Annotated in this window: 17 protein-coding genes; 4 read left to right on the top strand and 13 right to left on the bottom strand. The window is 71.9% G+C overall.

Annotated elements, in window-relative coordinates:
* Nucleotides 1-10: 10 nt before the first annotated feature.
* The 11 genes from FK530_RS12035 to aspS all read right to left on the bottom strand — a co-directional run bounded on the left by FK530_RS12035 (nucleotide 11) and on the right by aspS (nucleotide 14,391).
* Nucleotides 11-421, bottom strand: coding sequence for an acyl-CoA thioesterase (locus FK530_RS12035; protein WP_158645087.1), 411 nt, complete (start codon nucleotides 419-421; stop codon nucleotides 11-13).
* Nucleotides 421-1,242: a shikimate dehydrogenase gene (locus tag FK530_RS12030; protein WP_146487251.1), complete on the bottom strand. Its 822-nt coding sequence runs from the start codon at nucleotides 1,240-1,242 to the stop codon at nucleotides 421-423. The genes FK530_RS12035 and FK530_RS12030 overlap by 1 nt, the downstream gene beginning before the upstream one ends.
* A complete protein-coding gene (locus FK530_RS12025; RefSeq protein ID WP_158645086.1) occupies nucleotides 1,230-2,486 on the bottom strand; it encodes an endolytic transglycosylase MltG in 1,257 nt (418 codons plus the stop codon). Before FK530_RS12025 ends, FK530_RS12030 begins: the two co-directional genes overlap by 13 nt.
* The gene (gene ruvX, locus FK530_RS12020) at nucleotides 2,483-2,971 is read right to left on the bottom strand and encodes a Holliday junction resolvase RuvX (protein WP_231706602.1); all 489 of its coding nucleotides are present in this window, start codon (nucleotides 2,969-2,971) and stop codon (nucleotides 2,483-2,485) included. Before ruvX ends, FK530_RS12025 begins: the two co-directional genes overlap by 4 nt.
* 2 nt (nucleotides 2,972-2,973) lie before the next feature.
* Nucleotides 2,974-5,646: an alanine--tRNA ligase gene (gene alaS, locus FK530_RS12015; protein ID WP_146487248.1), complete on the bottom strand. Its 2,673-nt coding sequence runs from the start codon at nucleotides 5,644-5,646 to the stop codon at nucleotides 2,974-2,976.
* Nucleotides 5,647-5,755: 109 nt separating this feature from the next.
* Nucleotides 5,756-7,126, bottom strand: a complete 1,371-nt coding sequence (locus FK530_RS12010; RefSeq protein WP_146487247.1) for a replication-associated recombination protein A — start codon at nucleotides 7,124-7,126, stop codon at nucleotides 5,756-5,758.
* 25 nt (nucleotides 7,127-7,151) lie between these two features.
* Nucleotides 7,152-8,258: a hypothetical protein gene (locus FK530_RS12005; protein WP_146487246.1), complete on the bottom strand. Its 1,107-nt coding sequence runs from the start codon at nucleotides 8,256-8,258 to the stop codon at nucleotides 7,152-7,154.
* Nucleotides 8,258-9,190: a transglutaminase family protein gene (locus FK530_RS12000; protein WP_146487245.1), complete on the bottom strand. Its 933-nt coding sequence runs from the start codon at nucleotides 9,188-9,190 to the stop codon at nucleotides 8,258-8,260. Before FK530_RS12000 ends, FK530_RS12005 begins: the two co-directional genes overlap by 1 nt.
* A complete protein-coding gene (locus FK530_RS11995) occupies nucleotides 9,181-11,655 on the bottom strand; it encodes a circularly permuted type 2 ATP-grasp protein (RefSeq protein ID WP_158645085.1) in 2,475 nt (824 codons plus the stop codon). Before FK530_RS11995 ends, FK530_RS12000 begins: the two co-directional genes overlap by 10 nt.
* Nucleotides 11,652-12,584 (bottom strand): DUF389 domain-containing protein, encoded by a 933-nt coding sequence (locus FK530_RS11990; RefSeq protein ID WP_146487243.1) that lies wholly within the window; start codon nucleotides 12,582-12,584, stop codon nucleotides 11,652-11,654. Before FK530_RS11990 ends, FK530_RS11995 begins: the two co-directional genes overlap by 4 nt.
* 4 nt (nucleotides 12,585-12,588) lie before the next feature.
* A complete protein-coding gene (gene aspS, locus FK530_RS11985; RefSeq protein ID WP_146487242.1) occupies nucleotides 12,589-14,391 on the bottom strand; it encodes an aspartate--tRNA ligase in 1,803 nt (600 codons plus the stop codon).
* A 97-nt stretch (nucleotides 14,392-14,488) separates the two neighbouring features.
* On the opposite strand from aspS, the gene ypfJ reads away from it, so the two are divergent.
* From ypfJ to FK530_RS11965, 4 genes are all read left to right on the top strand, one after another.
* Complete coding sequence (ypfJ, locus tag FK530_RS11980) at nucleotides 14,489-15,382, top strand: KPN_02809 family neutral zinc metallopeptidase (RefSeq protein ID WP_146487241.1); 894 nt, start codon at nucleotides 14,489-14,491, stop codon at nucleotides 15,380-15,382.
* Nucleotides 15,383-15,386: 4 nt separating this feature from the next.
* Nucleotides 15,387-15,863, top strand: coding sequence for a hypothetical protein (locus FK530_RS11975; RefSeq protein ID WP_146487240.1), 477 nt, complete (start codon nucleotides 15,387-15,389; stop codon nucleotides 15,861-15,863).
* A gap of 55 nt (nucleotides 15,864-15,918) precedes the next feature.
* A complete protein-coding gene (locus tag FK530_RS11970) occupies nucleotides 15,919-17,550 on the top strand; it encodes a DUF885 domain-containing protein (protein WP_146487239.1) in 1,632 nt (543 codons plus the stop codon).
* A 171-nt stretch (nucleotides 17,551-17,721) separates the two neighbouring features.
* Nucleotides 17,722-18,585 (top strand): DUF559 domain-containing protein, encoded by an 864-nt coding sequence (locus FK530_RS11965; RefSeq protein ID WP_158645084.1) that lies wholly within the window; start codon nucleotides 17,722-17,724, stop codon nucleotides 18,583-18,585.
* Nucleotides 18,586-18,653: 68 nt separating this feature from the next.
* On the opposite strand, the gene FK530_RS11960 is transcribed toward FK530_RS11965, so the two are convergent.
* Together FK530_RS11960 and FK530_RS11955 are read right to left on the bottom strand one after the other, a co-directional pair.
* Entirely contained in the window at nucleotides 18,654-19,535 is an 882-nt protein-coding gene (locus tag FK530_RS11960; protein ID WP_146487237.1) for a diacylglycerol/lipid kinase family protein, read from the bottom strand.
* Nucleotides 19,532-21,121: an FAD-binding oxidoreductase gene (locus FK530_RS11955; RefSeq protein WP_146487236.1), complete on the bottom strand. Its 1,590-nt coding sequence runs from the start codon at nucleotides 21,119-21,121 to the stop codon at nucleotides 19,532-19,534. Before FK530_RS11955 ends, FK530_RS11960 begins: the two co-directional genes overlap by 4 nt.
* Nucleotides 21,122-21,133: the final 12 nt, after the last annotated feature.

Here is a 21,133-nt window from a genome sequence, read left to right as displayed (position 1 = left end):
GCCCAGTGTGTCAGGCCTGCAGGGCCTCGCGCAGCGCATCGGGGACCGTGATCGCGCCCGAACCGTCGGCGGCGATCACGGCGTAGACGATCCGGCCGGCGACGGCGCGTTTCGGCTCCCCGGCCTCGAGGTCCGTCTCGAAGGCGAAGTCGAGCGTGAAGCTCTTGTTCCCGATCCGGCCGGGCCGGATCACGATCTCGGAGTCCCGGTCATCGGTGAGCCCGGCGGCGTAGTCGAGTTCGACGTGCACGACCTGGGTGTCGAAGCCCTGGCCGACCCACTGCTCCCACGCCGCGCCGCGCTCGGTGAAGAACCGGCCGACGGCGTCGTCGAGGTACGCGAGGTACCACATGTTGAACACGACGCCCTGGCGGTCGATCTCGTAGTAGCGCGGCCGGAACCGGTGACGGAATTCGGACATCATGCCTCCCTCGCGGCGGTCAGCGCCGCCGCCATCGCCTCGCGGGGCGCGGGACGCCCGGAGAACCACTCGGCCTGTCGGAAGGCCTGGTGCAGCAGCATCGTCAGACCGCCCGCAGTGCGCGCGCCCTTCGCCTGCGCGGCCGCCACCAGCAGCGTCGGCCACGGGTCGTAGGCGACGTCGGCCACGGCCGGCGCCGCGGACGACAACGCGTCCATGAGCGGGAAGTCGTCGGACTGCGTCGTGCCGGGCAGCGTCGAGACGACCGCGTCGGCGGCCGGAACCGAGGCCGCGGCGAGCGGCGCCCAGCTCGCGGCGAGCCCGAACGCCTCGGCGCACGCCAGCGCGCCCTGCGCGCGCTCCTCGGAACGGGCGAGCACCACCACGCGGCGGAAACCCCGGTCACCGAGGGCGGCGAAGACCGGCCGAGCGGTGCCGCCGGCGCCGACGACGATCGCGGACTCCCCCTTCGCGCCGCACTCTGCGAGGAGGCCTTCGGCACCGTCGACGTCGGTGCAGTCGGCGAGCCACCCCGCCGCGGTACGGACCAGGGTGTTGGCGGAGCCGACGGTGACGGCGCGGTCGGTGCGCTCGTCGGCGAACTCCAGCGCCGCGAACTTGCCGGGCATCGTGACCGAGACGCCGACCCACTCCGGGCCGAACCCGCCGACGAGGCCGGGCAACGCGTCGGCGTCGCACTCGATCCGTTCGTAGGACCAGTCCAGGCCCAAAGCGGCGAACGCCGCGCCGTGCAGGACGGGCGAGAGCGAGTGCGCGATCGGCTTGCCGAGGACGGCGGCGCGCCGCGTCACGGCCCGCAGCCCACCGTGAGGAACTTGGTGTCGCAGGCCTTCTGCCGGTTCCGCTCGTGCTGCGCGAAGTCATCGGTGAAGAGGGTGGTGCCCTTGTTGTCGACGGTGACGAAGTACAGCCACGGGCCCGGCGCCGGGTTCTCCGTCGCGACGAGCGCGTCGGTGCCGACGGCGCCGATCGGCGTGGCGGGCAGGCCCGTCTTGGCGTAGGTGTTCCACTCGGTCTTCTTGAGCAGCTTCTCGCCCGCGACGTCGATGCCGGTCACGGCCTCGCCGTAGTTGACCGTCGAGTCCATCTCGAGCTTCTGGTTCTTGGCGAGCCGGTTGAGGATCACGCGGGCCACCTTGGGGTAGTCGTCCGCCTGGTTGACCTCGCGTTCGACGATCGACGCCGACACCAGCACCTGGTAGGGCGCCAGCTTGGCCGCCGAACTGCGGCTCGCGGTGAGCAGGCCCTGGGCCTCGTACTGCTTCGCGGAGGCGGTGATGAGCTGCTTGAGGATGGCGATCGGCGTGCCCGCGGGATCGATCTGGTCCCAGATGCCGGGCGCGATGAGCCCCTCGAGACGCCGGTGGTCGCCCTTGAGCCGGGTGACGGTGCCGGCCGCCCACTCCGGGACGCCCAGATCGGCGACGGTCGCGGAGGACGCGATCCTCACGAAATCGGCCTTCGGCGTCTGCTTCTTCACACCGTCGACGGTGTGCGCCGTGGCCGCGGAGAGCTGGCTGAAGATGCCGAGCGCGGTCTTGCCGTCCTTGTTGCGCTTGTCGTCGAGGACCGCGCCGGCGGGCACGTTGAGCATGCCGACGCGGTGCGAGCGGTCCGGGTCGACGAGCATGGTGACGGCCTCGGCCGCGGGCAGGGACTTGCGCAGCTCGTAATAGCCCGCGGAGATCGGCTTGTCGCCCGCGGCCTGGTTGAACGCGCCCACCGACTTCACGACCCCGGCGTCGACGAGATTCTGCGCGAAATCCGAGTTGTTCTGCCCGACGATGTGCACCACCACCTCGGGTCCCGCCTGCCCGGACGCGTAGTCGTCGGGCGCCGCGGCGCCGCCGAAGAGGGAACCGCGCACGGTCCACAGCACGCCGCCCACGACCACCAGGAAGACCACGAGCATCGACAGCAGGGCGACGCGCCGCCGCCGCTTGATCCGCGCGCGCTCCGCGGCCCGACGCCGCTCGGCCCGGGTGGTCCGCTGTTCGCCGACCGACACCGGCTCGGCCCGGTGCCTGTTCCACCCGTCGCTCACTCGTCGACCTCCTCGCGGCCGGGGACCGGCCGCCGCTCGTCGAGCCATCCCTGCAGGATGGCCACCGCGGCGGCCTGATCGATCACCGCTCGCTGCTCCTTCGCCCGCACCCCGTTCTCCCGCAGCGCCCGCTGCGCCGTGACGGTGGTGAAGCGCTCATCCGAAAAACATACCCGCGGCGGTGTTGCATTCGCGGCACCGAGCACGTCGGCGAGCCGTCGGGCGAATCCCTCCGCCATCCGCGCCGACGAGCCCCGCTCGCCCCGCAGCGTTCGGGGCATCCCGATCACGATCTCCACCGGCTCGTAATCGACCACGAGTTGGGCGATCCGCCGCAGGTCGGACCCGTCCTTCGCCGCGCGCACCGTCTCCACCGGTGTCGCGAGGATCCCGTCGGGATCGGAGACGGCCACCCCGATGCGGGCCTTGCCCACGTCGAGGGCCAGCCGTCGGCCCCGCTCCCAGGCGGGTTCCGCGCCGCCCACCGTCAGGCGCCGACCGTCCGCGCGACCTCGGCCCGGACCGCGGCGATACCGCCCTCGATACCGGTGGCGTCCGAACCGGCGCCCTGCGCCAGGTCGGCCTTACCGCCGCCGCGACCGCCGATCGAAGGCGCCGCGGCCTTGACCAGATCGCCCGCCTTGACTCCCAGGTCCTGGGCCGCGTCGTTGGCGGCCACCACGAACGGAACCTTCTCGCCGTCGACCGCGAACAGCGCGATCACGGCAGGGTCCGCCCCGAGACGACCCTTGAGCTGCGAGACCAGGCCGCGCAGCTCGCCGGCCGTCACGCCCTGCGGCGCCTTCGCGGCGACGAGCCGCACAGCGCCGACGCGCTCGGGCGACGAGGCGAGCTCGGCGAGCGCCGACAACGCCGCCTGCGCACGGAGCTTCTCGAGCTCCTTCTCGGCGTCCTTGAGGCGCGTCACCAGCGACTCGACCCGACCGGGCACCTCCTCGGAGGGCACCTTGAGCGAGCTGGACAGCGCCGAGACGAGCGCGTGCTCCTTCGCGAGGAACTTCTGCGAGTCGAGCCCCACGTACGCCTCGACGCGGCGCACGCCCGAGCCGACGGAGCTCTCGCCGAGCACGGTCACCGGCCCGACGAGGCCCGAGCTCGCGACGTGCGTGCCGCCGCAGAGCTCCATCGAGAAGGGGCCGCCGATCTCGACGACGCGGACGCGGTCGCCGTAGTTCTCGCCGAACAGGGCCATCGCGCCGCGCTGCTTCGCGGTCTCCAGGTCCGTCACGTCGGTGTGCACGGCGTAATCGGCCTGGACGGCCTCATTGGTGACGCGCTCGATGTCGGCCCGCTGATCGTCGGTGAGGCCACCGGACCAGCGGAAGTCGAAGCGCAGGTAGCCGGGCTTGTTGAGCGAGCCCGCCTGCACGGCGTTGGGACCGAGCACCTGGCGCAGCGCGGCGTGCACGAGGTGGGTGCCGGAGTGGCCCTGGGTGCTGCCGTGGCGGTGGCCCGCGTCGACGGCGACGGTGACCGTGTCGCCCTCGGAGACCTCGCCGGCGGCGACGGTGCCCTGGTGCCGCCACAGGGTCTTGGCCACGCGCTGCACGTCGGTGACGACGATCTGCGCGCCCGCTGCGGTGGTGATCGTGCCGATGTCGGCGAGCTGTCCGCCGGCCTCGGCATACAGGGGGCTGCGGTCGAGCACGATCTCGACGTCGTCGCCCTGGTGCACGACGGGCACGCGCACGCCGTCCTTGATCAGGCCGAGGACCTGGGCGTCGGAGACGAGCTCGTCGAATCCGGTGAACTCGGTGGGGCCGCGGTCGACGAACTCGCGGAAGACCGAGAGATCGGCGAGGGCCGACTTGCGGGAGTTCGCGTCGTCCTTGGCGCGCTGACGCTGTTCGGCCATGAGGGCGCGGAAGCCGTCCTCGTCGACCGACAGCCCGGCCTCGGAGGCCATCTCCAGCGTGAGGTCGATCGGGAAGCCGTAGGTGTCGTGCAGGGTGAAGGCGTCATCGCCGGAGAGCACCGTCTGCCCGGACGACTTGGTGGAGTCGACGGCGTTGCCGAACAGGGTGGTGCCCTGCTCGAGGGTCTTGAGGAAGGCCTGCTCCTCGCCGGTGGCGACGGTGCGGATGCGCTGCGCGTCGTCCGCGAGCTCGGGGTACGACGGCGACATCGTGGACAGCACGGTGTCGACGAACTCGCCCATGGTCTCGCCGGTGGCGCCGAGGAGGCGCGCCGAACGGACGACTCGGCGCAGCAAGCGGCGCAGCACGTAGCCGCGGCCGTCGTTGCCGGGGTTCACGCCGTCCTGGATGAGCATGACAGCGGTGCGCGTGTGGTCCGCGATGACACGGAACAGCCGGTCGTGCTCGGCATCGCCGGCGTTGTAGCGCTGGCCCGTGAGCTCCTGCGCGCGGTCGATGACGGGGCGCAGCAGATCGGTGTCGTAGACGTTGTCGACCCCCTGCAACAGGAAGGCGACGCGCTCGATGCCCATGCCGGTGTCGATGTTCTTCTTCGGCAGCTCGCCGAGGATCTCGAAGTTCTCCTTGCCGCCGCCCTGGCCCCGCTCGTTCTGCATGAAGACGAGGTTCCAGATCTCGATGTAGCGGTCCTCGTCGGCCTCGGGGCCGCCCTCGACGCCGTACTCGGGCCCGCGGTCGTAGAAGATCTCGGAGCAGGGCCCGGCGGGGCCGGGGATGCCCATGGACCAGTAGTTGTCCTTCATGCCGCGGCGCTGGATGCGTTCGGGCACCTGGCCGACCTCGAGCCACAGGTCGCGAGCCTCGTCGTCGTCGAGGTAGACCGTCGACCACAGGCGCTCGGGGTCCATGCCGAAGCCGCCCTCGTCGACGGGGTTCGTGAGGAGCGACCAGGCGAAGCGGATCGCGTCGCGCTTGAAGTAGTCGCCGAAGCTGAAGTTGCCGGCCATCTGGAAGAAGGTGTTGTGGCGTGTGGTGATGCCGACCTCTTCGATGTCCAGTGTGCGGACGCACTTCTGGATCGAGGTGGCGCGCTCGTACGGCGGGGTCTGCTGCCCGAGGAAGTACGGCACGAAGGGAACCATGCCCGCGATGACGAAGAGCTGATTCGGATCGTTCAGGACCAGCGATGCGCTCGGCACCGAGGTGTGTCCGGCCTTGACGAAGTGGTCCGTGAACCGCTTCCGAATCTCATGGGTCTGCACAACGATCCTTCGCGTTCAAATGTCTTCGAGCCTTACAGCGACCCGACCACCTTACCGACGCGCCGCGTACCCGCGCACGTGCGTTCCTCGGCCACCGTCGTCTCGCCCGCTATCGACGCCGCAGGATCCCCCGCAGCCGCGCTACCCGCGGGCCGATCTCGCGCTCGAAGCCGTGGTCGGTGGGCTTGTAGTAGTCGGCGCCGACGAGGTCGTCGGGCGGGTACTGCTGCGCGGCGACGCCACCCGGCACCCCGTGCGGGTAGACGTAGCCCTGGGCGTTGCCGAGCTTCTCGGCGCCGGCGTAGTGGCCGTCGCGCAGGTGCGGGGGCACCGGGCCCGCCTTGCCCGCCGCGACATCGCCCATCGCCGCGCCGATGGCGGCGACGACCCCGTCGGACTTCGGGGCCGAAGCGAGGTGGATGGTGGCCTGCGCCAGGGCCAATCGGGCCTCGGGCATGCCGATCAGCTGGACGGCCTGCGCGGCGGCGGTGGCGACGAGCAGCGCCTGCGGGTCGGCCATGCCGATGTCCTCGGAGGCATGCACGACGAGGCGTCGAGCGATGAACCGCGGGTCCTCTCCCGCCGAGATCATCCGGGCCAGGTAATGCAGCGCCGCGTCGACGTCGGAACCGCGGATCGACTTGATGAAGGCGCTGATCACGTCGTAGTGCTGATCCCCGGCGCGGTCGTAGCGCACGGCCGCCGTGTCGATCGACGACTCGACCGCGTCCAGGGTGATCTCGTCGCCGCCCTCCCCCACTGTCACGTCGGCGGCGGCCTCGAGCGCGGTGAGGGAACGGCGGGCGTCGCCGCCGGCGAGCCGCACCAGGTGCTCGCGGGCCTCGTCGGCGATGGTGAGGGCACCGTCGTAGCCACGCGGGTCCGACAGCGCCCGGTCGATGAGCTCGGAGATGTGCGCGGGCTCCAGCGGCCGCAGCTGCAGGATCAGGGACCGCGAGAGCAACGGCGAGACCACCGAGAAGCTGGGATTCTCGGTGGTGGCCGCGACGAGGAGCACGACCCGGTTCTCGACGGCCGCGAGCAGCGCATCCTGCTGCGCCTTGGAGAACCGGTGTACCTCGTCGATGAACAGCACCGTCTGCTCGTCCACGAGGAGGCGTCGGCGCGCCAGCTCGATGACCGCGCGCACGTCCTTCACGCCCGCCGACAGGGCGGACAGCGCCTCGAAGCGGCGGCCCGTCGCGCCCGAGATGAGCGAGGCGATCGTGGTCTTACCGGTGCCGGGCGGGCCGTAGAGGATCACGCTGGCGGCGCCCGCACCGTCGATGAGGCGGCGCAGGGGCGTCCCCGGGCCGAGCAGGTGCTCCTGGCCGAGGACCTCGTCGAGGTCGCGGGGCCGCATGCGGACCGCCAGCGGCGTCCCCGCGTGAGTGGGAACGAACTCGACCGGCCCCCGCGCGGGCGGTGCTTCGGGTGGCGCTCCGAGGTCCCCGTCGTCGCCGAACAGGGATCCGGTCACCGGGCGCGGACCTCCGAGGGAAGGGTCATAGCGCGCGGACCTCGGCGGCGGCGGCGACGGCGAAGTCGTGCACGCGCGGGTCGGCGGCGGCGAGCCGGTCCCAGCGGGCCGCGAGGTCGTCGTTGGACCACGCGGGCAGGCTGTCGAGGTGGCCGGCGTCGATGCGGCTCGCCGAATCGAGGCCGAGGGCCCAGTAGGTGGCGAGCGTCAGCCAGGCGAGCTTGGCGGTGGTGACGTGGCGGCGGAGCGCCACGTCGTCGGCGAGGCGGGGCCACAGACGCACGACCTCGGAGCGCCATGCCTCCACGATCGCCACGTCGAGGTCGGGGTCGTGGCCGTCCTCGATGCAGTCGGGGTAGGTCAGCAGCACGTAGGCCACGTCCAGCGCGCCGTCGCGGAAGCCCGCCCATTCGTAGTCGAGGAAGCGCACGGCGCCGCCCACGACGTGCGTGTTGTCGGGCCCGACGTCGGACGGGCTGAAGGCTCGGAAGGGCCCCTCGGTGAACAGGGCGACCGCGGCGTCGAGCACGGCGCGCGCGGCCTCGTCGATACCGCCCACGGCGGCGGGCACCGCTTCGGCGGCGCGGGCGGCCTCCCCGGCGACGGGATCGTTACGGGAGTCGGTGTGCTCGCGACGGGCGAGCACGGACAGGTCGCGTTCGCGGCCGTAGGTGCCGGCGTGCATGCGCCCCAGGGCCTGGGCCCAGGCGGACAGCACCGTGGCCGCGCCGGAGGACGGGGTGCGCCGCAGCAGATCGCCCATGGTCTCGCCCTCGCCGAGGTCCTGCAGCACGAGGATGCGCTCCTCCGCATCGGAGGCGAGGAGCTGCGGTCCGGGCCGGGCGTCGACGGGCAGCGCGGTGGCGAACTTGTAGGCGGCGCCCTCGCGGGCGAAGGCCTCCGAGTAGTCCTTGTCGATGTGGTCCGCGGCACGCAACTGCTTGATCACGACGGATCGCGGCAGCAGCGGGTTGTTGTGCAGCACCCGCACACGCATCACGAGCGTGCGGCCCGAGCCGCCCAGATCCTCCGGCTCGCCCAGCTCGACGGATGCGCCGACCCGGCGCCCCAGCAGGCCCTCCACCGCAGTGAGAGCCGCCCTCGTCGTCTCGTAACCCAGCGCGGTGACCATCACGTCCAACCTACCTCAGTCGGCAGGGGCGCGACGTCCACGGAGACATGGATCTTCGATCCCTTCGATTCGGTGTAGATGACGCCGCGCAGGGGCGGCACGTCCTCGTAATCCCGACCCCATGCGACGGTCACGTGCCGCTCGTCGACGAACTTGTTGTTGGTGGGATCGAAGGGCAGCCAGGCGTCACCGGGCAGCCACACTGCGGCCCAGGCGTGGGTGGCGCCCGCGCCGACGACCCGGTCCTGGCCGGGCGGCGGCTCGGTGGCGAGGTATCCGGAGACGTAGCGCGCGGCGAGCCCCTTCGACCGCAGGCAGGCGATCGCGACCCGCGCGAAGTCCTGGCAGACGCCCTCGCGGCGCTCCATGACGGTGCCCACGCGGGTCGAGACGTTGGTGGCGCCGGACTTGTACGCGAAATCGGTGTAGATCCGCGTGGTGAGCTCCTCGATCGCCTCGACCAGGGGTTTCCCGGGCGTGAAGATCGCGTCGGCGTACGCGCGCACGGCGTCGTCGATCTCGGCGGGCCGCTGGTCGAGCCGGTACTGCGCCGCGAGCGCGCCCGCCTCGCCGACGGGCCGGGCGAGCTCCCACGGCGCGAGCGCCGGCCCCTCGTCGGTGATCGCGCGGTCCAGCGGGTCCACCTCGACCACCGATTCGCCCCGCACCAACAGCCGCGTGTGCGGCGTCGTCACGTGGAAGTACGTGTCGGTGTTGCCGTACGCGTCGACGCCCTCCGAGCGGTCGGAGGGCTCCGGTCCGACCGTGATGGCGTGCTCCTCGACCCGCTGATCGGGCAGGTCGCGCGGCGACAGGTAGCAGCGGCCGAAACTCGAGGTGACCTCCGCGTCGTACGTGTAGGTGGTCTCGTGCACCACGCGGTAGCGGCGCGACCGGGAGTCCTCGGTGCGACGGGAGAAACTCAGGCCCACGACTGCACCCCCACCCAGATCGGGCGGGCCGCGGCGGGCGGCGCGAAGCGAGTGCGTTCGAGCACGTCCGAGACCTCCCGCAGTCCCTCGTCGACGGCGTCCAGCAGCCCCTCGATCTCGGTCCGCCGGCCGTCGGCCACGGTCTCCGCGTCGTCGGGGTCGAACCGACCGAGGCGCCCGAGGACCTCACCGACGGTGCGCTCGCACGTCGCGCTGCGCAGTTCGTCGGGCAGCTGCGCCAGGTCGGCGGACAGCGCCGTGAGCGCGGCGACGAGCGACCGCGGGTTGGTGGCGTCGAGGAACATCAGGTCGACCGCGGCGCCCGCCCGCAGCACGGCGCGGTGCCGGCGCCGGTAGGTGACCGCGGACTCGCACGTCACGAGGTAGGCGTCGAGCAGGCCCGCCTCGATGTCGGCGGGGTTCTCGGGCACCACCATCGCGCGGGTCACGGCACTGAGCTGTAGAGCGCGCTCGATCCGGCGGCCGGCGTCCATCATCAGCCACGCGGGATCCTGCACGAGGGACTCGCGGCCGAGGCCGGCGAAGGCGAGCAGCGAGACCAGCACCTCGCCGAGCGTCTGGTCGAGTTGCTCGCCCGCGTCGTCGCGGTCGGCGGCCAACCGTCCCAGTGAACGCTCGGCGCCGCTGAGCACGAGCCACGTGTCGGTGGACATCTGGTCGCGGACGGCCCGCAGGCAGGCCCGCAGCCGCACGCCCGAGTGGGCGACGCTGCCCGGCACGTCGACGTCGAGGGTGAGACGACGCAGCCGCGCGAGGACGTCCGTCTGCTCGGAGCCCTCCACGACGATCGGCCCCAGGTGATCGGTCACGGTGGCCGCGACCACCGCGTCGAGCAGCGGTTGCAGCACGTCGGCACCCGCCTGCCACGGCCGGTGCCGGAACTCGCGACTGCGGTCGTGCGCCATCGACAGCATCCGGACGGTGGCCTCCGCCCGCTCGGCGTACCGGCCGATCCAGAACTGGTCCGACAGCACGCGCGGGGTCGCGACGGGCCCGCTCGCGACGGAACCGATCCGGCCCGACCGGGGCGCAGTCGCGACCCGCGCGGGGGCGCGCAGGTCCTCCGGCGTGGGCACCCAGACGTCGCGGGCCGCCGACGAGTGCAGGAGGGCGCCGTCGGGACCGTCGACCAGAACCTGGCCGAGACCGCCCGGCAGCACGGTGTAACCGGACTCCTGCGCGAGCGCGAACGCCCGCAGCGCGAAGCCGCGCTCGGCGACGGCGCCGCCGTCGATCGCGGGGCGGCCGGTGAAGCGCACGAGCGTCTTCACGCACCAGACGGTCGGGTCCGCAGCGATCCGCTGCCGCAGGTCGTCGGCCCGGGCGGCGGTGAGGTCCGCGCCCGCGATGCGCTCGCCGGTGGCGAAGTTCAACACGAGCCGGTCGTCGAGCGGACCGTCGAGAGCGGCGCGCCCGGCCGGGCTCGTGGCGTGCAGGGTCGGCGTGGACGGCAGCAGCAGCTCCTCGTCGAGCAGGTCCCGGCACAGCTGCGGGAGGTAGGCGTGCAGGGCGGGGTTCTCGAGCACTCCCGAGCCGAGCGTGTTGACGACGGTGACCGCGCCGCGGGTCATCATCTCCACCAGGCCGACGACGCCGAGCTGCGAATCGGTGCGGAGGTCGAGGGGGTCGGAGAACTCGGAGTCCACGCGCCGGAGGATCACGTGGACGCGCTTCATCCGGCCGAGCGAGCGCATGAAGACGCCGCCGTCGCGCACCGTCAGGTCGGTCGCCTCGACGAGCGGGAAGCCGAGGACGGAGGCGAGATAGGCCTGGTCGAACGCGGTCTCGGAGAACGACCCGGGGCTCAGCACGACGACGGTCGGGTCGTCGACGCCCGGCGGGGCGGCCTCCACCAGCTGCACGCGCAGCGCCGCCGCGAAGGAGGCGACGGGGCGCGGCGTCTCCGAGCGGAGCTCGCGCGGCAGGGCGCGGGAGGTCACGCGCCGATCCGCGAGCGCATACCCCACGCCCGACGGGGCCTGGGTGCGGTCCGCGACCGCGACGTACCCGCTCACCTCGTCGCCGACGGCCTCGCCGAGGTCGATGCCGTGCAGGAACAGCGAGCGCGGTCCGGGCGACGGGACGCCGACGGCCCGGCGGATGAAGCCGGGGTGCGCGAACAGCACCTCCGGCGGCACGGTGCCGCTGCGCAGCGTGCGCTGTTCGCCGTAGAAGTCCTTGAGCACGGCGTCCAGCAGCAACGAGCGCTGCGCGACGCCGCGGGCGAGGGCGTCCCACTCCTCCGCGCCGAGCAGCACCGGCAGCGGGTCGAGCCGCCACGGCCCCGGCTCGGTCGCGGCCCCGGGGACCGCCGGATCGTGGGCCGCGGGCAGGGCGTCGAGTGCGTTGTAGGTGATGCCCTCGTCGTCGATGAGGCCGCGGACCCGGGCCGAGAGACGGCGCAGGGCCGCGGGGTCGAGGTCGCGGAGCGCGTCGATGCTCACAGGCCCACCTGCTCCCGCATGTCGCGCCACGCCGCAGGACGAAGCACCAGCACCAGCACGCCCGCGACGACGATGCCGGCGAGGTTGATCGCGAGCTGGCCCGTGGATTCGAGAGCGCGCTGCCATTCCCCGACCGTGGCGGCCACCACGGCGTACCCGGCGGCGGGCACCGTCGTGACCGAGATGAAGACGCCCACCAGCGCCGCCGACTTGGCGGTGACCATCGAGATCATGCCGGCGGCGCCCGCGAGCAGCGCGACGATGAGGGAGAACGGGCCGACACGATAGATGAAGTCGACCTGGCCGGCCGAGTCGAGGACGTCGACGGTGAACAGATCCGCCGCGAGCGCCGCCTCCGCGCCCAGCCAGGTGCACAGCATCGCCACCGGGAATCCGACGGAGAGCGCGATCATCGGGCGCACCGCGAAGTGGAAGCGCCGGGTCGCGAGCGCCACCGCGATGGCCGCGAGCGGGCCGAACTCCGGCCCCACGACCATCGCGCCGACGACCGTGACCGGCGAGTTCGTGACCACGCCGACCGCGGCCAGCAGGACCGCGAGCACCAGGAAGGCGACGAAGGTGGAGTTGAGCGTCGACTCCTCGCGGGTGCGGGCCGTGAGCTCCTCCCAGACGACCGCGTCCGACGGGTCGCCGGGTACGGCCTTCTCCGCCGCGTCCGCGGCATCGGAGAGCACCGTGTCCAGCGTCGAGACGGTGACGGCACCGTCGGCGGGGATGTCGAGCTCCTCGAGGCCCTGCAGCACGCGGTGCGCGGCCTCCCGGGTGACCTCCGCGCTGAGCACGTCGCCCGCGGGGACGAGCGACGCGCCGAGCGCCAGCGTGATGTGGGTGACCCCCGGCCGCGACCGCAGCAGCGCGAGTACCGCGTCGGTCCGGTCCGGCGGGCTGATCACCCGGATGTGGCGCACGCGGCTACTTCTGCTCGGTGCCCTGGTCCGCCGCGGCCTGCTCGGGCTTCTTGGGCTTGGCGTCCATACCCGACTCACGGCGCTGCTGCACCGTGATGGCCGCAGGCGCGTCGGTGAGCGGGTCGACGCCGCCGCCCGACTTCGGGAACGCGATGACCTCGCGGATCGACGGCGCGCCGGCCAGCAGCGAGACCACGCGGTCCCAGCCGAAGGCGATGCCGCCGTGCGGCGGGGCGCCGTAGGAGAAGGCGTCGAGCAGGAAGCCGAACTTCTCGCGGGCCTGCTCCTCGTCGATACCCATGATCGCGAAGACGCGCTCCTGCACGTCCTTGCGATGGATACGGATCGAGCCGCCACCGATCTCGTTGCCGTTGCAGACGATGTCGTAGGCGTAGGCCAGCGCACTGCCCGGGTCGGTGTCGAAGGTGTCGATCGACTCCGGCTTGGGGCTCGTGAAGGCGTGGTGCACGGCCGTCCAGGCGCCGTCGCCCACGGCCACGTCGCCCGACGCGGTCGCATCGTCGGCCGGCTCGAACAGCGGGGCGTCGACGACCCAGGTGAACGCCCAGTCGCCTTCCTTGATGAGGCCGAGCTTGTCCGCGATCTCGCCGCGCGCCGCGCCGAGCAGAGCCCGCATCGTCTTGGTGGGGCCGGCGGCGAAGAAGACGCAGTCACCCGGCTGGGCACCCACGTGGGCCGCGAGGCCGGCGCGCTCGTCGTCCGAGAGGTTCTTGGCGACGGGGCCGGTCAGCTCGCCGTCCTCGCCGATCAGCACGTACGCGAGGCCGCGGGCGCCGCGCTGCTTCGCCCACTCCTGCCACGCGTCGAGCTGGCGACGGGGCTGGCTCGCGCCGCCCGGCATGACGACGGCGCCGACGTACGGCGCCTGGAAGACGCGGAACGGCGTGTCCTTGAAGTACTCGGTGCACTCGACGAGCTCGAGACCGAAGCGCAGGTCCGGCTTGTCGGAGCCGAAGCGGCGCATGGCCTCGGCGTAGGTCAGGCGCGGGATCGGGGTGGGGACCTCGTGTCCGATGAGCGACCACAGTGCCTTGACGATCTGCTCGCCGAGGGCGATCACGTCCTCCTGGTCCACGAAGCTCATCTCGATGTCGAGCTGGGTGAACTCGGGCTGCCGGTCGGCGCGGAAGTCCTCGTCGCGGTAGCAGCGCGCGATCTGGTAGTACCGCTCCATGCCCGCGACCATGAGCAGCTGCTTGAACAGCTGCGGGCTCTGCGGGAGCGCGTAGAAGGTGCCGGGGCGCAGGCGCGCGGGCACCAGGAAGTCGCGGGCGCCCTCCGGGGTGGAGCGGGTCAGCGTCGGCGTCTCGATCTCGGTGAAGTCGTTGAGCGCGAGGATGTTGCGCGCCACGGCGTTGGCCTGGCTGCGCAGCTTGATCGCGGCGGCGGGCGACTCCCGGCGCAGGTCCAGGTAGCGGTACTTCAGGCGCGCCTCCTCGCCCGGCTCCTCGTCGAGCTGGAAAGGCAGCGGCGCCGACTCGTTGAGCACCTCGAGCTCCGTGACGTTGACCTCGATGGCCCCCGACGGCAGGTTCGGGTTCTCGCTGCCCTCGGGCCGCTTCTCGACGGTGCCGGTCACCAGCACGCAGTACTCGGAGCGCAGCCGGTGCGCCTGCTCGGCGACGTCCGACTCGCGGAAGACGACCTGGGCGACGCCGGAGCTGTCGCGGAGGTCGATGAAGATCACTCCGCCGTGGTCACGCCGGCGCGCCACCCAGCCCGCGAGGGTGACGACGGTGCCGGCATCCTCCGCACGCAACGATCCGGCCAAGTGAGTGCGCAGCACGTTCGGGGTGTCCTTTCGACAGGGAATCTTCGAGCGACTGTCATGCTACGGGGCGAACCGGTTCACGATCTCACCGCTGTCATGGAATGCTGTGCGCATGACCTTTCAGGGCAACGGGCCGCTCGAGGGCGGCAACGTCAGCGCAGGCGGCGGTGGCGGCATGGGCCGCGGCATGATCATCGGCGGCGGCAGCATCGGCACGGTCGTGATCGGCCTGATCCTGGCCGCGCTGACCGGCAACCTCGGCTTCCTCAACACGGGCGGCGGCCAGCAGGCTCCGTCGCCGGGCCTCTCCCAGGCGGAGCAGCAGCTCGACGAGAAGCTCAAGAACTGCACCAGAGAGCAGGCCAACAGCGACACGGCGTGCCGCATCAAGGCCACCACCATCTCCCTGGACAAGGTGTGGCCGACGGTCCTGCGCGGCTACCAGCCGCCGCGCGGTGGGACCAAGATCATGCCGGTGGGCGCCCAGTCCATCAACACCGCGTGCGGCGTGGCCGGGGCCGACACCGGCCCGTTCTACTGCCCGAGCGATCAGGTCGCGGTGTTCCAGCTCGACTTCATGGACCGCGTGATCAAGAAGATGGGCGGCACCAACGCGCCGTTCTCGCAGGAGTACATCGTGGCCCACGAGTTCGGCCACCACGTGCAGACGCTGCTGGGCGATATCAACAAGGCGCAGCAGGGCAAGGGCGCGCAGGGCGGCTCGGTGCGGGTCGAGTTGCAGGCCGACTGCTACGCGGGCGTCTGGGCGGCGCACGCCGACAAGGGCGAGGACGCCATGCTCAAGCCGCTCACGCAGGAGGAGATCTCCGACGCGATCACCACCGCCCAGGCCATCGGCGACGACACCATCCAGCGCAACGCGGGCCGCAACGTCAACCCCGAGTCCTTCTCCCACGGAACCTCGCAGCAACGAGTGAAGTGGTTCTCCCAGGGCTATCAGACCGGCGACTTCAGGCAGTGCAACACGTTCACCGGCACCATCTGATCCGGTGCTCGAAACGCTGATCCGCTGGGGCGCGTACCTCGGCGGGTGGCTGCTCGTGGCGGGGCCGCTCCTGCAGTCCCGCCTCGAGCTGGAGCGGGAGCGCTCGCACCTCGCCGAGGTACGCGAAGCCGTGCGCGCGACGGCGCCGCCGTCTCGGCCGTCCGCGGTCTGGTGGCTGTTCCCTCCGGCCGCGCTGTACCTCGCCCGCCAGCGACAGTCCGCGTACGTCGCGACCCTCACTACGGTGCTGACGCCGGCGCAGCTGGCGAATCTGGCCCGCTACTTCGCGGTCGCGCGCGCGTGGATGATCGTGGCCGCGGGCGCCGCGCTCATCGCGCTCAAGGAGACCTTCGAACTCGCGCACCACATGCATTGGGGCACGCCCGGATTCTGGGCGCTCGCGGCCGTGGCCCTGCTCTGCATCGCCGCGCTGAACGGCGCCGCATCGGCGTACTCCGATCACCGCGACCGCAGACACTGAGCGGCGCGCGTACAACCCGATCCCCTTCCGGCCACGATTCCCATAACCTCGGAGCATGGCTGACACCACTCACACCTCCACGCCGATCGACGCCCTCGCGGACCGGCTTGCCCTGCGGCTCGCCGAGGTCGATCCGATCGAGGCGACCGCGGTGGGGATCACGGACTTCGACGATCGGCTCACCGACTTCTCCCCCGCCGGCGTCGCCGCCCGGGTCGAGGTCGCGCGCGAGACGCTCGCCGAACTGGCGTCGCTGGCACCGGAATCGGACGCCGACCGGGTGACCGCGGACGCGCTGCGCGAGCGCCTCGGCGTGGAGATCGAGCTCGCCGACGCCGGGCGGATCGTCGGCGACCTCAACGTGATCGCCTCGCCGTTGCAGGCGATCCGCGACGTCTTCGACCTCATGCCCGACGGTGACCCGCGCCTCGCGCCACGCCTGGCAGCCGTGCCGCAGGCGCTCGAGTCGGCGATCTCGGGCCTGCGCGCCCGCCTCGCCGACGGCTCCTGGCCGTTCCCCGCGCTGCAGGTCCGGGAAGTGATCGCCCAGGCCCGCGAGGCGGGCGAGCAGGTCGCCGCCAACGCCGAGCGGGCGATGGACGCCGCGCCCGGCCTCACCGACGAGATCCGGGCGGCCTTCGCGCGGTTCGCGGAGGTCTTGGAGGCGGAGATCGCGCCCTCGGCGATCCCGGTGGACCAGCCGGGCGGCCTCGGCGTCGGTCGCGAGCTCTACCCACTGTACTCGCGACTGTTCCTGGGCACCGCCGTCGATCTGGCGGAGACCTACGCATGGGGGCAGGAGCTCCTCGCGTCGATCGTCGCCGAACAGAACGAGGTGGCGGCCCGCCTGTACCCGGGCGCGACGGTCGCGGAGACCTTGGCGAAGCTCGACACCGAGCCGCGGTACGTGCTGCAGGGCACCGAAGCCCTGCGCGAGTGGATGCAGCGCACGTCGGACGAGTCGGTGGCCGCGCTCGCCGGCACGCACTTCGACATCCCCGCCGAGCTGCATCACCTGGACTGCCGGATCGCGCCGAGCAGCAATGGCGGCATCTACTACACCGGCCCGTCCGCGGACCTCACGCGCCCGGGATCGATGTGGTGGTCCGTGCCGCCCGGCGTCACCGAGTTCCACACCTGGCAGGAGAAGACGACCGTCTACCACGAGGGCGTGCCCGGCCATCACCTGCAGATCGGGCAGGCCGTGATCGCGCCGCTCAACCGCTGGCGGGGGCTCTACTCGTTCACCTCGGGCCACGGCGAGGGCTGGGCGCTGTACGCCGAACGCCTGATGCGCGACCTGGGGTTCCTGGACGACGACGGCGATCTCATGGGCATGCTCGACTCGCAGCGGCTCCGCGCGGCCCGCGTGGTGCTCGACATCGGCGTGCACTGCGGCTTCGAGGCGCCCGCCGAGCTGGGCGGAGGAGCATGGACCTACGACAAGGGCTGGTCCTTCCTCCGCTCGCACGTCGCCATGTCGGACGAGCAGCTGCGCTTCGAGTACCACCGCTACCTCGGCTGGCCCGGGCAGGCGCCGTCGTACTCGGTGGGCCAGCGCGTGTGGCAGCAGACCCGCGACGCCTACCTCAGTGCGCACCCGGGATCGACGATCAAGGACTTCCACCGCGACGCCCTCGCGCTCGGCGGCATGGGCCTGGATACGCTGCGCGCCGCGATCGTCTAAAGCTTGCCGCAGCGGTAGCGGGGCCGGGGGAATGACGAAACTCCCCCATGCAGATCAGTGTATTCCGCCCAGTTGCTCGTCTTCGGTCACGAAGGGCTCTGAGAACGACGGTTCGTGACCGAAGAACGACGACGTTCGGAACTGGAAGCCGCGCTGATGCGTCCAATTGATATGTGGACGAAAGCAGCGGAGGTTTTCGCCGCCCAGGACGGCATCGCGACATTGGACCAGCTCAGGGGCGCCGGGCTCACTGACACCGCGATCCGCGCGCGGCTGGCATCAGGTGAACTGGTGCGGATCACCCGGGGCCTGTTCCGGACGAGGCACCATCCCCACACCGATCGGACGGGCGTGCGGGTCGCGGTGATCCTCGCGGGCGGCGTGGCGGACCGGACGACCGCCCTGTACTGGCACGGCGTGGTGAACGCCCCGCCCGAGACCGTAACCGTCACTGTCCCGCCCGAGCGGCGGCTCCGCCAGGCCGCCGGCTACCGCATCGAGACACGCCGCAGGTGGCTGGATCCGGCCGACATCGTGCAGGTCGACGGGCTGTCCGTGACCGGCAAACCGCTCAGCGTGCTCGAGGTCTGCGACGCGCGGATCATGGATCGTGCGCTGCAGACGGAGGTGGTGAACCTGGACGACCTCGAATCCGCGTTGGAGCGCAACGCGAAGTCGCGCGGAATCGTCGAGGCCCGCGCGATCTTCAATGTCGCGGCCGGCCAGACCGAGTCCGAGGCCGAGCGGATGTTCCTCGAGCTCCTGCAACTGCACGGGATCACCGGGTGGTACGCACAGCTTCCGTTCCGCGGCTGGGCGGTGGACTTCGCGTTTCCGGAGTCGAAGCTGGCCGTCGAGATCAACGGCTGGGCGTTCCACCGGTCCCGGGCGCGGTGGATGCGGGACCAGGACAAGTCGAACGCGCTCACGTCGGCGGGCTGGTCGGTGCTGAATTTCTCGTGGCACCACCTCAACGAAGATCCCGAGGGCGTGATCACCACCGTCGCTGAAACTCTCGGCCGCCGCGCGGCGTAGGACGACGGTCTTCGGTCACGAAGAGCTCTGAGGACAACAGTTCGTGACCGAAGACCAGTACCGGGGCCTCAGCGGGGCACGAGAACCGGGAGCACGGCCTTCCGGATGCCGACCGTGACGGGCAGCTCCTGCAGGTAGTCGCCGTCGGCGTGGACCGGGATGGGGCGGTCGGCGCTGACCACGACCTCCTGCCCGCTGAAGGTGAGCACCTCGGCCCGCGCGACGTGCGAGCCCGTCTTGGCCTCCCCCATCGCGCTGATGAGCTTGAGCTTGTTGCCGGCACCGTCGACGGCGAGCACGTCGATGCGGCCGTTGTCGGACGAGGCGGCCGGAACCATGTGGAGCCCGCTGCCGTACCAGCCGGAGTTCGCGACGATCACCATGTGGACCGGGCCCTCGTGGACGGAACCGTCGACCTCGATGCGGAAGCCGGCGGGCTTCCAGCGCAACGCGGCGATGGCCGGCGCGAGCCGGTATGCGAGCGGCCCCATCCAGCGGAGCCGGTTGATGAGTTCGGTGGCCACGGAGTCGAGGCCGACGTAGACGTTCCCGACGGCGATCTCGCCGCCGACGGTGAGCACGTCGAGATCCGCGCGCCTACCGTCGGCGAGGACGTCGGCGATAGCGGACGGGTGGTCGGGCAGGTGGAGGTGGCGGGCCATGTCGTTGCCGCGGCCGGCGGTGACGATGCCCATCGGGGCCCCGGGCACACGCAGCACGCCGGTGGCGACCTCGCGGATCTGGCCGTCGCCGCCGACGGCGACGGTGAGCGCGCCGGACGCCGCGGCCTCCTCCGCGAGCCGGCGGGCGTCGGTGCCCGAGGTCGACTCGACGACGTCGGTCGAGACGTCCCGGCGGGCCAGCTCGTCCGCCACGGCGGCCCAGCGCGTCCGCGCGACCCCGCCGCCGGATATCGGGTTGAGGACGGCGATGACGTCGGTGCCGGTCACGGGAGCAGGATCCCCGGGTTGAGGACGCCCTGCGGGTCCAGCGCGTCCTTGACCGCGCGCAGTGCCGTGACCTGCACGTCGCCGATCTCCTCGAGGTAGGTGGCGCGATGGTCGGTGCCGACGGCGTGGTGATGCGTGATCGAGGCGCCGGCCGAGCGGATCGCCGCGTTGGCGGCGGCCTTGGCGGCGGCCCACTGGGCGAGCGGGTCCTCCAGCGCCTTGCAGATCACCGTGAAGTACAGCGAGGCCCCGGTCGGGTAGACATGCGAGATGTGGCACATGACCACGGCGGGCGTGCCCTGCTCGCCGAGGGTCGTCGTGAGTGCCGCGGTCACGTCGGCCTTGAGCCGGTCGACGTTCGACCAGAAGGTCACGGTCTCCAGCGTCTCGACCAGCGCACCGGCGTCGAGCAGCGGATCGCGCAGGTAGGGGCCACGGAACCGGCCGGTGCGCCAGGCCTCGCCCGCGTCCTCGCCGAGGAACTCTCCGCCCAGCTCGACGAGCCGCGCGGAGACGTAGCCGTCGCGACAGTCGACGTCCGGCTCGTCGCCCTCGAAGCCGACGACCATGAGGCAGCCGCCGACGGCGGCCTTGCCCGCGGCGCCAGGATCCGCGAGGTTGAGGCCGGTCTCGGCTTCGTCGGACAGGCGGAGCACCGTCGGGCGGACGGCGCCCTGCGCGAGCACGCGCATGGCGTTCGCGCCGGCGGCGAAGTCGGGGAAGCGCCAGCCGTAGAACCGGCGGACCGTCGGGACCGGGTGCACGCGGACGCGGACGGCGGTGACCAGGCCGAAGGCGCCCTCGGAGCCGAGGAAGAGCTGGCGCAGGTCAGGGCCCGCCGCCGACTTGGGAGCGGTGCCGATCTCGGCGTCGCCCTGCGGGGTGGCGACGGTGAGCCCGACGACCATCTCGTCGAACCGGCCGTACCCGATGGACGACTGCCCGGCGGAGCGGGTGACCGCGCAGCCGCCGATGGTCGCGCCCTCGTACGACTGTGGGAAGTGGCCGAGCTCGAAGCCCTCCTCGGCGAGGAGACGCTCGGCCTCCGGCAGGCGGGTACCGGCGGCGAGGGTGGCGATCTGCGAGACCGGGTCCAGCGCGAGGAGGCCGCTGAGCCCGCGCAGGTCGAGGGCGACGACGGGCCGGCTCCGCTCGGGCGCGAGGCCGCCGGTGACGGAGGTGCCGCCGGCGAACGGGCTCAGCGTGAGGTCCTTCGCGGCGCAGACGGCCAGCACCTCGGCCACCTGGTCGGCCGACGTGGGCGTCACGACCGCGTCGGGTGCGTCCGAGGTATCGCCGGCGCGGAACTTGAGCAGGTCCGGCGTGGAGAAGCCGCGCAGGTGCGCGAGCCGGGTAGCGTCGTCGGTGGCGACGGTCACACCCGTCTTCTGCAGGGCCGCGAGCGCACGCCCCGACACCCGGGACGGCATCAGGAAGGGCTGCTCGGGCTCCCCGGGGCCGCCGTCGATGCCGAGCATGGTGAGCGCGCCGAGCACGGATTCGGACAGGTGCATCGGGTTCGCGGGATCGCCCCAGCGGCCGGGCTCGAAGGCGACGACGGGCAGATCCACCTCGGACGAAGTCATGATACATTTGTA

It is taken from the genome of Tsukamurella conjunctivitidis (genome assembly GCF_007858475.1).
GTDB lineage: Bacteria > Actinomycetota > Actinomycetes > Mycobacteriales > Mycobacteriaceae > Tsukamurella > Tsukamurella conjunctivitidis.
The sequence above is the reverse complement of the archived record's forward strand: the minus strand, read 5'-3'. Positions and strand labels throughout refer to the sequence as shown.

What these genes read in the sequence shown, in the direction of transcription:
- FK530_RS12035 (WP_158645087.1), bottom strand. Translation starts at nt 421, where the DNA reads ATGTCCGAATTCCGTCACCGGTTCCGGCCGCGCTACTACGAGATCGAC.
- FK530_RS12005 (WP_146487246.1), bottom strand. Translation starts at nt 8,258, where the DNA reads ATGGTCACCGCGCTGGGTTACGAGACGACGAGGGCGGCTCTCACTGCG.
- ypfJ (WP_146487241.1), top strand. Translation starts at nt 14,489, where the DNA reads ATGACCTTTCAGGGCAACGGGCCGCTCGAGGGCGGCAACGTCAGCGCA.
- FK530_RS11970 (WP_146487239.1), top strand. Translation starts at nt 15,919, where the DNA reads ATGGCTGACACCACTCACACCTCCACGCCGATCGACGCCCTCGCGGAC.
- FK530_RS11965 (WP_158645084.1), top strand. Translation starts at nt 17,722, where the DNA reads ATGTGGACGAAAGCAGCGGAGGTTTTCGCCGCCCAGGACGGCATCGCG.
- FK530_RS11955 (WP_146487236.1), bottom strand. Translation starts at nt 21,121, where the DNA reads ATGACTTCGTCCGAGGTGGATCTGCCCGTCGTCGCCTTCGAGCCCGGC.